Raw genomic sequence first — 13252 nt, forward strand, 5'->3', positions numbered from 1 at the left:
CGACAGGCGCGCAGGCCCTAGACTCGTCGGATGGTCAGTTTCGACGCCAGCGAATCCCTGACGCCCTTTCGCCAAGGCAGCGGATACGGCGCGATCCTGTTCGATCGCAAGCATCTGCGGAAGGCCGAACCGGACTGGTTCGATCCTGAAAAGTGGGGCGAACGCGCCCGGCCGGTCGACAGCGGTGGACGTGGCGGCGCCTGGTTCGTCGACGCGCCTTCCAGCCAGTGCGTGCTGCGCAAGTACCGGCGCGGCGGCCTGGCCGCGCGCTTCAGCCGTGATCGCTACCTGTGGCATGGTTCGGACCGCACGCGCAGCTTCGCCGAGTTCCGGCTGACCCGCGCCCTGCTGTCGCGCGGCTTGCCGGTGCCCCAGCCGGTGGCGGCCAGCTACGTGCGCGAGGGCATGTTCTACCGTGCCGCAATCCTGGTCGAGCGCCTGGTCGGCGTGCGTTCGCTGGGCGATCTGATGGGCGCGGAAGACGCGTCCGTGCCCTGGGAGGCGGTCGGACGGCTGATCGCACGGTTCCATCGCGCCGGCCTGGACCATGCCGATCTCAATGCCCACAACATCCTGTTCGATGCGGCGGGCAAGGGCTGGCTGATCGACTTCGACCGCGGCGCGCTGCGGATTCCCGCCACCCACTGGCGCGAGAAGAATCTTTCCCGGCTCAAGCGCTCGCTGATGAAGCTGCGCGGTGCCCGCAGCGAAGAGCAGGTGCGCTACGACTTTGCCCTGCTGCGCCGCGCCTACGACGCCGCGTGGTCGCGAGGCTACTGATGGGTTGGCAACTGCGTTTCCATGGCGTGGGCAGCGCCAGCGCGGTGGCGCTGGGATCGGCCATGGCCACCATCGAACGCGGCGGCCAGCCCTGGCTGACCATCGACTGCGGCAGCGAAGGCCTGACCGCGTATCTGGCCGACTACGGCGACTATCCGCAGGCGGTCTTCATCACCCATGCGCATCTGGACCATGTGGGCGGTTTCGAGCGGCTGTTCGTCGCCAGCTATTTCGACCCGGAGCGCCGTGGCAAGGTGAAGGCCTACGTGCCGGCACCGCTGCTGCCGCTGCTGCATCAGCGCATCGGCGAATACCCGAATGTGCTGGCCGAGGGCGGGGCGAACTTCTGGGACGCGTTCCAGCTGATTCCGGTCGGCGCCGCGTTCTGGCATGACGGCCAGCGCCTGGAAGTGTTTCCGGTGCGTCATCACTGGCCGGACAGCGCATTCGCGCTGCGTCTGCGCGGCAGCCTGGTCTGGACCGGCGATACCCGGCCGATTCCGGAAATGCTGGCCCGGTACGCCGATGCGGACGAGCTGATCGCCCACGATTGCGCGCTGCACGGCAATCCCTCGCATAGCGGCATCGAGGATCTGGAGCGCGAATACGCCCCGGCATTGCTGCAGCGCTGCCTGCTGTACCACTACGCCAGCGCTGCCGACGGCGATGCGCTGCGCGCGCGCGGGCGGCGCGTCGCCAACCCGGGACAGGTGGTGGCATTGAACCCTCCTGCCAATCCTGCGGTCGATGTGACATGAGTACGCAAACAGCACCCACGCCGGTGGACCGGCTGCAGCGTCCGTTGCGGGACCTGCGGCTGTCGGTGATCGAGGCCTGCAATTTCCGCTGCGGCTACTGCATGCCGGCCGACAAGGTGCCCGACGACTACGGGCTGGATGCCGCCTCGCGGCTGTCGTTCGACGAAATCGAAACGCTGGTGCGCGGGTTCGTCCGTGTCGGAGTGACCAAGCTGCGCCTGACCGGCGGCGAGCCGCTGCTGCGCAAGCGCCTGCCGGAGTTGATTGCGCGGCTGTCGCGCATCGGCGAACTGGAGGATCTGGCGCTGACCACCAACGGTTCGCTGCTGGCCGGACAGGCCGGCGCGTTGCGCGAAGCCGGCCTGCGCCGGCTGACCGTCAGCCTGGATGCGTTGGACCCCGAATTGTTCCGCCGGCTTTCCGGCGGCCGCGGCGAGCTTGCCGATGTGCTGGCCGGTATCGACGCCGCGGTGGCGGCCGGTTTCCAGCGGCTGAAAATCAACTGCGTGATCCAGCGCGGCGTCAACGAAGACCAGCTGTTTCCGCTGCTGGCGCATTTTCGCGGCAGCGGCCATGTGCTGCGCTTCATCGAATACATGGATGTCGGCACCTGCAACGGCTGGCGGCCGGAACAGACGGTGCGTTCGGCCGAGCTGCGCGACCGCATCGCTGCGCGCTGGCCGCTGCGGGCGCTGGACGCCAACTACCGGGGCGAAGTGGCATCGCGCTACGCCTTCGCCGACGGCGGCGGCGAGATCGGCTTCGTCAGTTCCATCAGCGAACCGTTCTGCGGCGACTGCCACCGCGCCCGGGTCTCGGCCGACGGCCGCCTGTATACCTGCCTGTTCGCCGCCGACGGCAGCGACCTGCGCCCGACGCTCGCGCACGGCGAGCAAGCGCTGGCCGAACGGGTGGCCGGGCTGTGGTCGCGGCGCGCGGACCGCTACAGCGAACTGCGCGCGCTACCGGCAGTGCGTGGCCGCAAGCACGTCGAGATGTATCTTATCGGCGGATAGGCGCTGTCCTTCCGCGTCTTTCATTTGCAGGTCTGCTGACCATGGCCCGAAGACCCAAACAGGAACTGACCCATCTCGATGCCGCCGGCCGGCCCGCCATGGTGGATGTCTCCGCCAAGGCGGTCACCGCGCGCCAGGCGACTGCGGCGTGCCGGGTGCGTTTCCCCGCCGCGGTGGCGCAGCAGTTGCGTGCCAGCGGCCTGCGCAGCGCCAAGGGCGGCATCGTCGACACCGCCATTGTCGCCGGCACTCTGGCGGTCAAGCGCACGCACGAGCTGATCCCGTTCTGCCATCCGCTGCCGATCGACGGCTGCCGTTTCGGCATCGACTGGGAAAGCGACAACGCGCTGGGCATCGAGTGCACGGTGAATACCACCCACCGCACCGGCGTGGAGATGGAGGCGCTGATCGGTGCCACGGTGGCGGCTCTGACCGTCTACGACATGTGCAAGGCGCTGTCGCATGCCATCGTCATCGGTCCAGCCAGGCTGTTGGGCAAGCGCGGCGGCAAGCGCGATTTCGGAGCCGGCTGATGGCCACGGTGACACTGCTCTATTTCGCCAGCCTGCGCGAGGCCGCCGGTCTGGCCAGCGAACGGGTAGACACCGCCGCGGCGGATCTGCAGGGCCTGTATGCCGAAACCCAGGCCCGCCATGGTTTCCAGTGGCCGCTGGCGGCGTTGCGGGTGGCGGTGGATGGCGAATTCGCCCGCTGGCGCGATGCCGTTCCCGATGGCGCCGAGGTGGCCTTCATCCCGCCGGTCAGTGGAGGCTGAGATGCAGGGTTTTCGTCTGGCCGAGGTCGCTTTCGATATCGCCGCGCTGCGTGCGACGCTGCTGGACGATCGCGCCGGCGGTTATGCCAGCTTCGAGGGCTGGGTGCGCGATCGCAACGATGGCCGCGAAGTCTCCGGACTGCGCTATGAGGCCTATCCGGCGCTGGCCGAGCGCGAGGGCGAACGGATCATTGCCGAGGCATTGGAGAAATTCGACATCGTGCGGGTGGCCTGCGTCCATCGCATCGGCGAGCTGGCCATCGGCGATCTGGCGGTTTGGGTCGGGGTCAGCGCCGCGCACCGCGGGGCGGCGTTCGACGCTTGCCGTTACGTCATCGATGAAGTCAAATCGCGCGTTCCGATCTGGAAGCACGAACACTACCGGCAGGGCGATGCGGGTTGGCTGCATCCCGATTCCGGGGCGCCGTGAGTTGCGGGAGTAGCGATGCGATGAAGAAGCACCTGGGATTGTGGATCTGCCTGGCCTGCGCGCCGGCGGCGCACAGTGCCGAACTGCTGGTCGGCAACAAGTCGGCCGATACGGTGTGGCGGCTGTCGCTGGATGACGGCAGCAAGACCGGCGAATTCCGTACCCGCCAGGCGCCGCACGAGATCGCCGTTGCCGCCGACCGCCGCATCGCGGTGGTCAGCAACTACGGCAGCGAGCGATCCGGCAATTCGCTGTCGGTGCTGGATCTGGTGTCCGGCCGGCCCACCCGGCACGTCGATCTCGGTCAGCACGGCGCGCCGCACGGGCTGCGCTTCCTGTCCGGCGGCCGGCGCGTGGTGGTGACCACCGAGGCGTCGGGCAGCCTGCTGGTCGTCGATGTCGGCAGCGGCGAAATCGAGACCGTCATCGATGTCGGCGACGGCGGCGGCCATATGGTCGCGCTGGCGCCGGACGAGCGCACCGCCTATGTCACCAAAATCGCCAAGGGCACGCTGAGCCGCGTGGATCTGGGTTCCGGCAACAAGACCCACGAGCGCGCGGCCGGCCGCGGCGCAGAAGGCGTGGCGGTCCGACCCGACGGCGCCGAGGTATGGGTGACCAACCGCGAAGACGGCACCATCACCGTGCACGACCCCAGGACCTTGGCCATCAAGCGGCGGATGTCCAGCGCCGGGTTCCCGATCCGCGTGGCGTTTTCGCCGGACGGCAAGCTGGCGCTGGTAACCAATGCGCGCGCCGCCGAACTGGCGGTCTTCGATGCGCGGACCAAGGTAAGAATAGCGACGGTGCCGTTGGCGCAGCCGGGCACCGAATACCGGCAGACCATGCTCGGACAAGCGGCGCTGCCGATCGGCGTCATCGTCGCCGCCGACCGCCCGCGCGCCTATGCGGCCATCAGCGGCGGCGACCGCATCGCGGTCATCGATACGGCGACCTGGAAGATAGTCGACCACTGGGCAACCGGCCGCGAACCGGACGCGTTGGGTATCGTTCCGGATTGAGAGGCGCTTCCGAGGTCCCAAGTCCTGTTCGAGATCTCCGGCGACACCTGGCTTCCTGAGGACGAAAAAAGAAAGGCAAGCCGGAAGCGATGCGCGCTGAATAAATACCAGTCACCACGGGTTGACGCACTGATACCGCTATTCTGTGGGAGCGACGTAAGTCGCGACGGTGATGCTTGCATCGCGACTTACGTCGCTCCCACCGGGAGGTGCTCCGCGCTCCGCGATGCCTCCGTGCCGATGGCAATGATGCCCTCGCAACGGCGCGCCCCGCGGTCTTGCCGCGCCGGTAGCAACAATGCCGTCGCAACGGCAGGCGATAGTGAATAGCCGCTTTTATGCAAAGAGCCAACGGGCCCCAAAAAGGTGGCGGCCCCGCCGGCTGACCGCGCCCCGCGGTCTCGCCGCGCCGGTAGCAACAACGCCGTCGCAACGGCAGGCGATAACAACTAGCCGCCTTTTGACCAAAGCAGCGGGTTACCTCAGAAAGGTGGCGGCCCCGCCGGCTGACCTCGGCGCCCGCATCGCGCCCCGCGGTATACCCGTGTCAATGGCAATGATGCCGTCGCAACGGCAGGCGACAGCGAATAGCCGCTTTGTAAACGAAGCGACAGGACGATCCCAAAAGGTGGCGGCCCGCGCTCCACGATGCCTGCGCGCCGATGGCAATGAGGCCATCGCAACGGGAGGCGGTAGCGAATAGCCGCTTTTAACTTAAGGGACGGACTGCCAAAAAGGTGGCGGCCCCGCCGGCTGACCTCGGCGCCCGCATCAGTCGATACCGTTGCTGCCTTCCGGCCCTGGCGGGATTTTCAACCTAGCGTCGCGAGGGGCCGACGGGGCCACCATAGGACTAATGCGTGTTGCGACGCATTCATAAAACTGGCGGAGAGAGGGGATTCACTCGGCCCTTTCGGGCCTCGCCCTGCGGGCGGCTTCGCCGTGCAAACCGGCAAGCCGGTTTGTCGAACCCGGGGGTTCTCACCCCCTCCCGTGCTTCGGCAAAGCTAACAGCACGGAACCATCACTACACTTCAAAACTGGCGGAGAGAGGGGGATTCGAACCCCCGAAGCGCGGTTTAGACGCTTACACACTTTCCAGGCGTGCTCCTTCAACCACTCGGACACCTCTCCGGGACCGTCCAGCGACGCTCCGGCCGCTTTCTGGGTCGCAAATTCTAGCTGTCGCGGGGATTTATTGCGAGTCCCCGCTGAACCGGTTGCGGGCGGCGGCGTCCGGCCCGCCTGAATCGCGGCCGGCGCGACCGGCCATGGCACAATGTGGCCATGTCCTATCTCGTTCTCGCCCGTAAGTGGCGTCCCAAGCGTTTTGCCGAGCTGGTGGGCCAGGAACATGTGGTCCGGGCGCTCAGCAATGCGCTGGATACCGGCCGTGTCCACCACGCCTTCCTGTTCACCGGCACCCGCGGCGTCGGCAAGACCACCATCGCCCGCATCTTCGCCAAATCGCTGAACTGCGAGCAGGGCACCAGTGCCGACCCGTGCGGCCAGTGCCCGGCCTGCCTGGATATCGATGCCGGCCGCTACATCGACCTGCTGGAAATCGACGCCGCCTCCAATACCGGCGTCGACGACGTCCGCGAGGTCATCGAGAACGCCCAGTACATGCCTTCGCGCGGCAAGTTCAAGGTCTACCTGATCGACGAAGTGCACATGCTGTCGAAGGCGGCGTTCAACGCGCTGCTGAAGACGCTGGAAGAGCCGCCGGAGCACGTCAAGTTCCTGCTGGCCACCACCGATCCGCAGAAGTTGCCGGTCACCGTGCTGTCGCGCTGCCTGCAGTTCAACCTGAAACGGCTGGACGAACAGCAGATCTCCGGCCAGATCGACAAGATCCTCAAGGCCGAAGGCATCGAGGCCGACGACAGCGCCATCCGCCAGATCGCCAAGGCTGCCGACGGCAGCCTGCGCGATGGCCTGTCGCTGCTGGACCAGGCCATCGCCTATGCCGGTGGCGCGCTGCGCGAAGACGGCGTGCGCACCATGCTGGGCACGGTCGACCGCACCCAGGTGGCGGCGATGCTGGAAGCGCTGGCCAACGGCGATGGCCAAACCCTGTTGAAGGTCATCGCCGCGCTGGCCGATTTCTCGCCCGACTGGGGCGGCGTGCTGGAAGCGCTGGCCGAAGCCCTGCATCGCATCCAGGTGCGCCAGCTGGTGCCCAGCGCGGCCATCGAGGCCGAAGGCATCGATGCCGATGGTTTTGCGCAGCGGTTGCGTCCGGAAGTGGTGCAACTGTGGTACCAGATGGCGCTCAATGGCCGCCGCGATCTGTACCTGGCGCCCAGCGCGCGCGCCGGCTTCGAAATGAGCGTGCTGCGCATGCTGGCGTTCCGCCCGGCGCAGGCCGGCGAAATGAAGGCTGCCGATGCCGGCAGCGTAGCGGCCGCCGCACCGGCGAAACCGGCCAGCACCGCGCCGCGACCGGTTGAAGCGGCGCCACAGCAGGCGGTGCCGCAGCAGATGGCCCGCGAGGAACCGAAACCGGTGGCGCCGCCTGCGCCGCCACCGCAGGTTGCGCCGGCCGCCGCCGCCCGCCAGGCATCGCCGCCGTGGCCGGAACCGGAATCGGCGTCCATGCCCGTATCTGCTTCCGCTCAGGCACCCGTCCCGGCGTCTGCACCCGCATCCGCGCCGGCGCAGTTCAGCAGCGCCACCGCCGGCATCGGCATCATCGACAACGATACCTGGCTGCATTTTGCCGACAGCAGCGGCCTGAAAGGCGCGACCCGGCAACTGGCCGAGAACGCCGCATTCGCCGCCAGCGAAGACGGCGTGCTGCGGCTGTCGCTGGACGCCGGCTTCGATTACCTGCGCTCGGATCGCGCGGTCAACGAACTTGGCCAGGCCATCGCGCAGCGCTATGGCGCAGCGCCGAAAATCGTGTTCGTCCATGCCGCCGCGGAATCGGAAACGCTGAAGCAGCGCGCGCATCGCCAGCGCGATGAGCAGCAGAACGCCGCCGAGCAGGATTTCATTAACCACCCGGACGTCCAGCGCCTGATTCAGCATGGCGCCAAGGTCGTGCCGGACTCCATCCGTCCGTTTGAAGAATAAGCAGAAGAGAGCCGACATGCGTGGAAACATTGCCCAACTGATGCAACAGGCGCAGAAGATGCAGGAAAACCTGCAGCGTGCGCAGGAAGAACTGGCCAAGCTGGAAGTCACCGGCAATGCCGGCGGTGGCATGGTCAGCGTGACCCTGACCGGCACCAAGGAATGCCGCAAGGTGCGCATCGATCCGTCGGTGCTGGGCGACCAGGAAATGGTCGAAGACCTGATCGCGGCCGCGTTCAACGACGCTGCCAACAAGGTCGATGCCGAGTCGAAGGAAAAAATGGGCTCGGCCACGGCCGGCATGCCGCTGCCGCCGGGAATGAAGCTGCCGTTCTGAGAAGTCGGGGACCGGGGACCCGGGCCCCGGAAAAGCGAGCCTCGATTGTATGAGGCAAGCTGCCCCGCTATCGGCCCTGGGTCAGGACGAGCGCTGCAGAGCGAGGGCGCTATGCCTGTATTGCCCCGTTGCGTAGCGCATGGGTTTTAAGAGCCTGGAAAGCAGCCTTTCCCCGGTCCCCGGTCCCGAACGTCCCAGACATCCTGATGAGCCTTTCCCTGCTCGAACAATTGATCGAATCCCTGCGCGTGCTGCCTGGCGTCGGCCAGAAGACCGCGCAGCGGATGGCCTACCACCTGCTCGAGCGCGAGCGCGAGGGCGGCAAGCGGCTGGCCGAAACGCTGGGCGTGGCGCTGGAGAAGATCGGCCATTGCGCGATGTGCCGCGATTTCACCGAAAGCGAAATCTGCGCCACCTGCGCCAGCGCCAGCCGCGATCGCCATCAGCTGTGCGCGGTCGAATCGCCGGCGGACCGGCTGGCCATCGAGCAGGCCACCGGCTATCGCGGCCTGTATTTCATCCTGCAGGGGCGGCTGTCGCCGCTGGACGGCATCGGCCCGCGCGAACTTGGCCTGGATGCGCTGGCCGCGCGGCTGGCCGAAGGCGAGATCACCGAGATGATCATCGCCACCAATCCCACCGTGGAAGGCGAAGCGACCGCGCACTATCTGGCGCAACTGGCGCGCCAGCACCGGGTCCGCCCCAGCCGGCTGGCGCACGGCGTGCCGCTGGGCGGCGAACTGGAATACGTCGATCGCGGAACCCTTTCGCATGCGTTCGGTTCGCGCAGCGAGATGACTTGAGGGCGGTAATGCGTAAAGGGTAAAGGGTAAAGTAGGGCAACAGCGTGCAGTGCCGGTATCCGGCTCGCCCTGCTTCTGCCTTCACGCCTTCCAATTCCCCCTTCACTTCAGCTGGCCGCCCTCATGAACGACACCCTCTTCGGCAAGATCATCCGTCGCGAAATCCCCGCGACCATCGTCTATGAAGACGACGAGATCCTGGGCTTCAAGGACATCGCGCCGCAGGCGCCGGTGCACGTGCTGTTCGTTCCCAAGCACGAGCTCATCCCGACGCTGGACGATGCGACGCCGGAGCAGGCGGCACTGATCGGGAAGCTCGCTTTGGCCGCAGCCGAATACGCACGCCGTGAAGGCCTGGCGCAGGACGGCTACCGGGTGGTGATGAACTGCCGCGAACATGCCGGCCAGACCGTGTTCCACCTGCACCTGCACCTGCTGGCCGGCGCGCAGCTGGGGCGCTTCGGCTCGCCGTCGTAAGGCGCTTGCGACCGCAACCGCCCAAGCCCTTTTGATCCGTGTCCCACGCTTTCCGTTTCTGTAGCCGCAACCGGCCTCACGACAGGCTGCGTAGCTCCGCGGTTTCATTCCCGCATAAAAAAAGCCGCTCGATGAGCGGCTCTTTTGCTGGTTGCCGGAACTGTCACCACCAGCCGCGGCGGCCCCAACCCCAGTACGGGCCCCAGAACGGGTCGTAGTACGGGTACGGGTAGGGGCGGACCTCGACTTCGCGAACTTGCGGCCACAGATAGACCACGTCGGCGGCCACCCGCGGAAGGCGGTAGTCGTAGTCGCCGATGCGGGTGTTTTCGTAGCCGTCGATGCGGCCGACGAAGGTGACTTCGCGCCCCTCGGCGAACACCGCCGGGTCGTAGAAGCCGGCGCGGCAGGCGATGAAACGGCCATCGGTGGCGTCGGGCGCGGAGCTGAGCGGCCGTCCTGTGCCCGCCAGCGGACGCGACACCAACTGGAAGCAGGTGTTGTCCTGGCCAGGGATGGTTTCGATGATGCGGCCGCCCCAGCGGACCGGGGCGCCCACCTGGGCGGTGGCCACGGCGTCGCGCGGAGTCACTTCGGTATAGGCCCCCTGCAGCGGCTTGGGTGCGGTGGCGCAGGCCGACAACAGGGCAACGGTGGCGGCAAGCGCGGCGAAACGGATGTTCATGACCATACTCCCTTGTGAGGTTATGGGCGGTGCCGGCGCAGGTCGCGGATCAGCGCGGTACGGTCCCCAACTGCGCCAGCGTAGCGCGCTTCGACGAAACGCTGGCTGAGCGAAGCCAGCTCGCCGGCCCGCTCCGGCACCGCGGCCGCGATCCGTTGTGCCCAGGCCAGTGCGGGCTCGTGCGCCTCGCGGCCCAGGCCGCGGCGCGCGTAGCGGGCGCTCAGGCGGTGCCAGGCGCGCAGCAGCGGGTCGCGTTCGCGTTCGCTGCGCGCCAGCCACCAGCCCATCCACGCCAGCGCCAGCCCGGCGACCAGCGCAAACAGCAGGCTCAGCCGTTGCCCGCTCAGGCGGTCGATGCCGAAGCCGGCCAGCATTCGCTCCTGCCGCGAGGCGTCGAACCCGAGCACCAGATCGTTCCAGCCGCGGCGCAGCCAGTCGCCGAAGTCGCCGACCTGGATCAGTCGGCCGGCGACGCCGCCGCCGCCGCCCAGCCGATCTTCCAGGGTGTCGTAGATGCGTTCCGGCGCCACCGCGGCGGTCGGGTCCACCCGCACCCAGCCGCGCTGCGGCAGCCAGACTTCGGCCCAGGCGTGCGCGTCCATGTTGCGCACCACCCAGTAGTCGCCGAATGGATTGCGGTAGCCGCCGACGTAACCGGTCACCACACGCGACGGGATGCCCGCCGCACGCATCAGCACCACGAATGCCGAACTGAAGTGCTCGCAATAACCGTTCTTCTGTTCGAACAGGAATTCGTCCACCGAATGCCGGCCCGGCAACGGTGTATCCAGCGTGTAGCCGAACTCCGCCCGCACCCAGTCCAGCGCACGCTCGACGATACGCATATCGTCGCCGCCGGCTTCCCGCCGCCACTGCGCCGCCAGCGCCAGCGTGCGCGGGTTGTAGCCGGCCGGCAGCGCCAGTGCGCGCTGGCGCAGCATCTGCCGCAGCTGCGGTTCGAACTGCCGTGGCGGCGAGGACTGCATTCGCCAGCGGGTCAGCGAATTCAGCGCGCGTGGCGCGTAGAGGCCGTAGTCGAGCGACAGGCGGGTGTCGTCCGGCGCCGTCTGCAACAGTTCCAGGGCCACCAGTTGGCGGCGATCGGTGGGTTCCAGTTCCATCTGGTAGTCCCACACGGTTTCGCCAGCGGTTACCGGCTCGGCCGGCAGACCGCTCATCCACTGCGGCTGGGTCCAGCTGCGGCCGTCGAAATCCCACAGCACCGGGCCGCGCCAGTACATCTGCTCCGGCCGCGGCGTGGCGCCGAAGAACTGCACGCGCAGGGCCGGGTTGTCGTCGGCCATCAGGTCCAGCCAGCCGCCCGGGGTCATGCTGTCGGACAGGCCGGGCTTGGCCAATGCGCGTTCCGGCACGCCCCACAGCGGCGACGGGAAGCGCGGGAACAGCCAGAACGCGGCCAGCATCAGTGGCAGACCCAGCGCAACCAGGCGTCCCACCGCGGAAAGCCGTTGCGGCAGCCGGATTGGCGCGGTTTCCGCACCCCCTTCCAGTTCGGCCAGCCGTTGCAGCGTCATCAGGGCGCTGAGCACCGCCAGCAGGCCGATGACCATCGTCAGCGGCCCTTGGTCCAGCAGGAATGCGGCAAACGGCGCGAACAGCCCAAAGCCGATCAGGCTGCGGGCGTCGCGCAGGCTGCCGGTTTCGGCCGGCTTGATGGCCAGCATCGCCGCCAGCAGCGCGCAGCCGGTATCGCGGCCGAAACGCATGCCCATCACCGCGAACACGGCAGCCAGCATCGCCAACGCCAGCAGCAGGCGCAGCACGGCGTGCAACGGCTTGCGCCAGGACAACGCCGCGATCGCAACGGCGGCGGCGGCGATCGACCCTGCCAGCGCGCCCGGCAGTTGCAGCAGCAGGGCGGACAGGCACAGCCCGGCGGTGGCCAGCACCCAGATGCGGCTGCCGGCGTCGAGGACGACCGGGGCGGCGGCGTCAATGCGGTTGGACATGCGGCATCAGCGCCAGGGCGCGCAGGCAGAGATGGCGGTGCGCGGGACCCTGGTCGGGACCCAGCGGCGGGTGTGCGGGCAGCAGTAGCCGGTAGCGGCGATCGCCGCGTTCGGCCAGATCCACCCAGCGCGCCAGCCGACGGATGCGCTGCTCGTGGTCGAGTCCGGCCAGATCGTGCCAGCTCAGTACGACCTCGATGCTGAGCGGCTGTTCGTACTCGCGCACCAGCAGGAGATCGCGGCGGGCCGAAGGTTTCCAGGCGATCGCGCGCCGCGGATCGCCGGCGCGGTAGGCGCGCAGGTGGTGGACGTCTTCCCCGGCCGCATGCAGGCGCGTGCGCTGGCTCTGGCCGCCGCCCTCGGGCAACGGCGGGCCGTTGCTTTCCGGGGTGGGATAGACCAGCAATGGCGATTCCGGCCAGATCCACGCCCACGCGCGCGCCAGTCCCAGCGGCTGGGTGGTGGAAAGGCGGATGCGGTCCAGATCCAGCCATCCGCGTTGCGCAGTGGCCAGCGTAATCGCGGCCACGACCGGTTCTGCGCCCATCGCCGGCACCACCGTCGCCGATTGCAGGCATGCGAGCTGCAGGCCACGGCGGGTGCGCAGATCGCCGCTGGACAGCGCCACATGCACCAGCATCGGCGCGCCGGCGGCGACCGGTTCGGCCGCGATCGCATCGATGCGCAACCCCGACAGCTGCAGGTGCGCGGCAATCAGGCTGGCCAGTCCGGCAGCGGCCAGCAGCAGCGCCAGCAGCAGGGCGGGGTTGTTGTTGTAGTTCAGCGCGCCGATCAGCATCGTCAGCACGAGCGCGCCGAAGAACAGTCCGAACCGGGTCGGCAGCACGTAGACGCGCCGCCGATCCAGCAGGGCCGGCAGCGGTTCGGGCCGGCGCGGACGCGCCAGCAGCGCAAAGCGTCTGGCCAGGCGTTCGCGAAGACTCGGTGACACGCTAGGGCCTGTTAACGCTGTTGGGATGGGTCACGTGGCTACCCAGCGGTCGCCAGGTGATTGTGCGTGGCGCAGTGACAGGCTGGCGGCCTGTTCAAGCCGCGCGCGGCCGCCTGCCGACCGCTGGGTAGCAACCCAGAGAGCCTGCCCCGTACTTGATACGGGGGCC

At 68.0% G+C, this 13252-nt stretch carries 14 protein-coding genes, 1 tRNA gene and 1 other RNA gene; 11 read left to right on the forward strand and 5 right to left on the reverse strand.

Translation table 11 applies throughout. The annotated features are described in order from the left end of the window. Window positions 1-30: 30 nt before the first annotated feature. Genes CRO39_RS00315 through CRO39_RS00345 form a run of 7 tightly spaced genes read left to right on the forward strand, consistent with a single transcriptional unit; the run spans window position 31 to window position 4781 of the window. Window positions 31-780 carry a 3-deoxy-D-manno-octulosonic acid kinase gene (locus CRO39_RS00315; RefSeq protein ID WP_097119876.1) on the forward strand — a complete coding sequence of 250 codons (750 nt, stop codon included), beginning with the start codon at window positions 31-33 and terminating at the stop codon, window positions 778-780. Next, window positions 780-1538: an MBL fold metallo-hydrolase gene (locus CRO39_RS00320; RefSeq protein ID WP_097119877.1), complete on the forward strand. Its 759-nt coding sequence runs from the start codon at window positions 780-782 to the stop codon at window positions 1536-1538. The genes CRO39_RS00315 and CRO39_RS00320 overlap by 1 nt, the downstream gene beginning before the upstream one ends. Then, window positions 1535-2554 (forward strand): GTP 3',8-cyclase MoaA, encoded by a 1020-nt coding sequence (gene moaA, locus CRO39_RS00325; protein ID WP_097119878.1) that lies wholly within the window; start codon window positions 1535-1537, stop codon window positions 2552-2554. Before CRO39_RS00320 ends, moaA begins: the two co-directional genes overlap by 4 nt. A gap of 41 nt (window positions 2555-2595) precedes the next feature. Continuing rightward, window positions 2596-3087: a cyclic pyranopterin monophosphate synthase MoaC gene (moaC, locus tag CRO39_RS00330; RefSeq protein ID WP_097119879.1), complete on the forward strand. Its 492-nt coding sequence runs from the start codon at window positions 2596-2598 to the stop codon at window positions 3085-3087. Then, window positions 3084-3329, forward strand: a complete 246-nt coding sequence (locus CRO39_RS00335) for a MoaD/ThiS family protein (protein WP_097120718.1) — start codon at window positions 3084-3086, stop codon at window positions 3327-3329. Before moaC ends, CRO39_RS00335 begins: the two co-directional genes overlap by 4 nt. Before the next feature lies 1 nt (window position 3330). Next, window positions 3331-3759, forward strand: a complete 429-nt coding sequence (locus tag CRO39_RS00340) for a molybdenum cofactor biosynthesis protein MoaE (RefSeq protein WP_097119880.1) — start codon at window positions 3331-3333, stop codon at window positions 3757-3759. 20 nt (window positions 3760-3779) lie between these two features. Then, window positions 3780-4781, forward strand: coding sequence for a YncE family protein (locus tag CRO39_RS00345; protein WP_097119881.1), 1002 nt, complete (start codon window positions 3780-3782; stop codon window positions 4779-4781). A 743-nt stretch (window positions 4782-5524) separates the two neighbouring features. Here CRO39_RS00345 and ffs read toward each other — a convergent pair. Together ffs and CRO39_RS00355 are read right to left on the reverse strand one after the other, a co-directional pair. Further along, window positions 5525-5621: signal recognition particle sRNA small type (gene ffs / locus CRO39_RS00350), an RNA gene on the reverse strand. 201 nt (window positions 5622-5822) lie between these two features. Beyond that, window positions 5823-5915 (reverse strand) — tRNA-Ser (locus CRO39_RS00355). A 153-nt stretch (window positions 5916-6068) separates the two neighbouring features. Here CRO39_RS00355 and dnaX point away from each other — a divergent pair. The 4 genes from dnaX (at window position 6069) to CRO39_RS00375 (ending at window position 9476) form a co-directional block, all read left to right on the forward strand. Continuing rightward, a complete protein-coding gene (dnaX, locus tag CRO39_RS00360) occupies window positions 6069-7859 on the forward strand; it encodes a DNA polymerase III subunit gamma/tau (protein ID WP_097119883.1) in 1791 nt (596 codons plus the stop codon). Window positions 7860-7875: 16 nt separating this feature from the next. Next, a complete protein-coding gene (locus tag CRO39_RS00365; protein ID WP_097119884.1) occupies window positions 7876-8196 on the forward strand; it encodes a YbaB/EbfC family nucleoid-associated protein in 321 nt (106 codons plus the stop codon). A 206-nt stretch (window positions 8197-8402) separates the two neighbouring features. Beyond that, entirely contained in the window at window positions 8403-8999 is a 597-nt protein-coding gene (gene recR / locus CRO39_RS00370; protein WP_097119885.1) for a recombination mediator RecR, read from the forward strand. Between the two features lie 123 nt (window positions 9000-9122). Next, window positions 9123-9476 carry a histidine triad nucleotide-binding protein gene (locus CRO39_RS00375; protein ID WP_097119887.1) on the forward strand — a complete coding sequence of 118 codons (354 nt, stop codon included), beginning with the start codon at window positions 9123-9125 and terminating at the stop codon, window positions 9474-9476. Between the two features lie 163 nt (window positions 9477-9639). Here CRO39_RS00375 and CRO39_RS00380 read toward each other — a convergent pair whose 3' ends face one another. The 3 genes from CRO39_RS00380 to CRO39_RS00390 are packed head-to-tail and all read right to left on the reverse strand — an operon-like array spanning window position 9640 to window position 13083. Beyond that, window positions 9640-10161 carry a Slp family lipoprotein gene (locus CRO39_RS00380; RefSeq protein ID WP_097120719.1) on the reverse strand — a complete coding sequence of 174 codons (522 nt, stop codon included), beginning with the start codon at window positions 10159-10161 and terminating at the stop codon, window positions 9640-9642. Window positions 10162-10181: 20 nt separating this feature from the next. Then, window positions 10182-12131 carry a transglutaminase TgpA family protein gene (locus CRO39_RS00385; protein WP_097119888.1) on the reverse strand — a complete coding sequence of 650 codons (1950 nt, stop codon included), beginning with the start codon at window positions 12129-12131 and terminating at the stop codon, window positions 10182-10184. Next, window positions 12115-13083 carry a DUF58 domain-containing protein gene (locus CRO39_RS00390; protein WP_425479635.1) on the reverse strand — a complete coding sequence of 323 codons (969 nt, stop codon included), beginning with the start codon at window positions 13081-13083 and terminating at the stop codon, window positions 12115-12117. Before CRO39_RS00390 ends, CRO39_RS00385 begins: the two co-directional genes overlap by 17 nt. Window positions 13084-13252 lie beyond the last annotated feature (169 nt).

Origin of the sequence: Pseudoxanthomonas wuyuanensis, from assembly GCF_900215535.1 — a bacterium.
Classification (GTDB): Bacteria; Pseudomonadota; Gammaproteobacteria; order Xanthomonadales; family Xanthomonadaceae; genus Pseudoxanthomonas_A; species Pseudoxanthomonas_A wuyuanensis.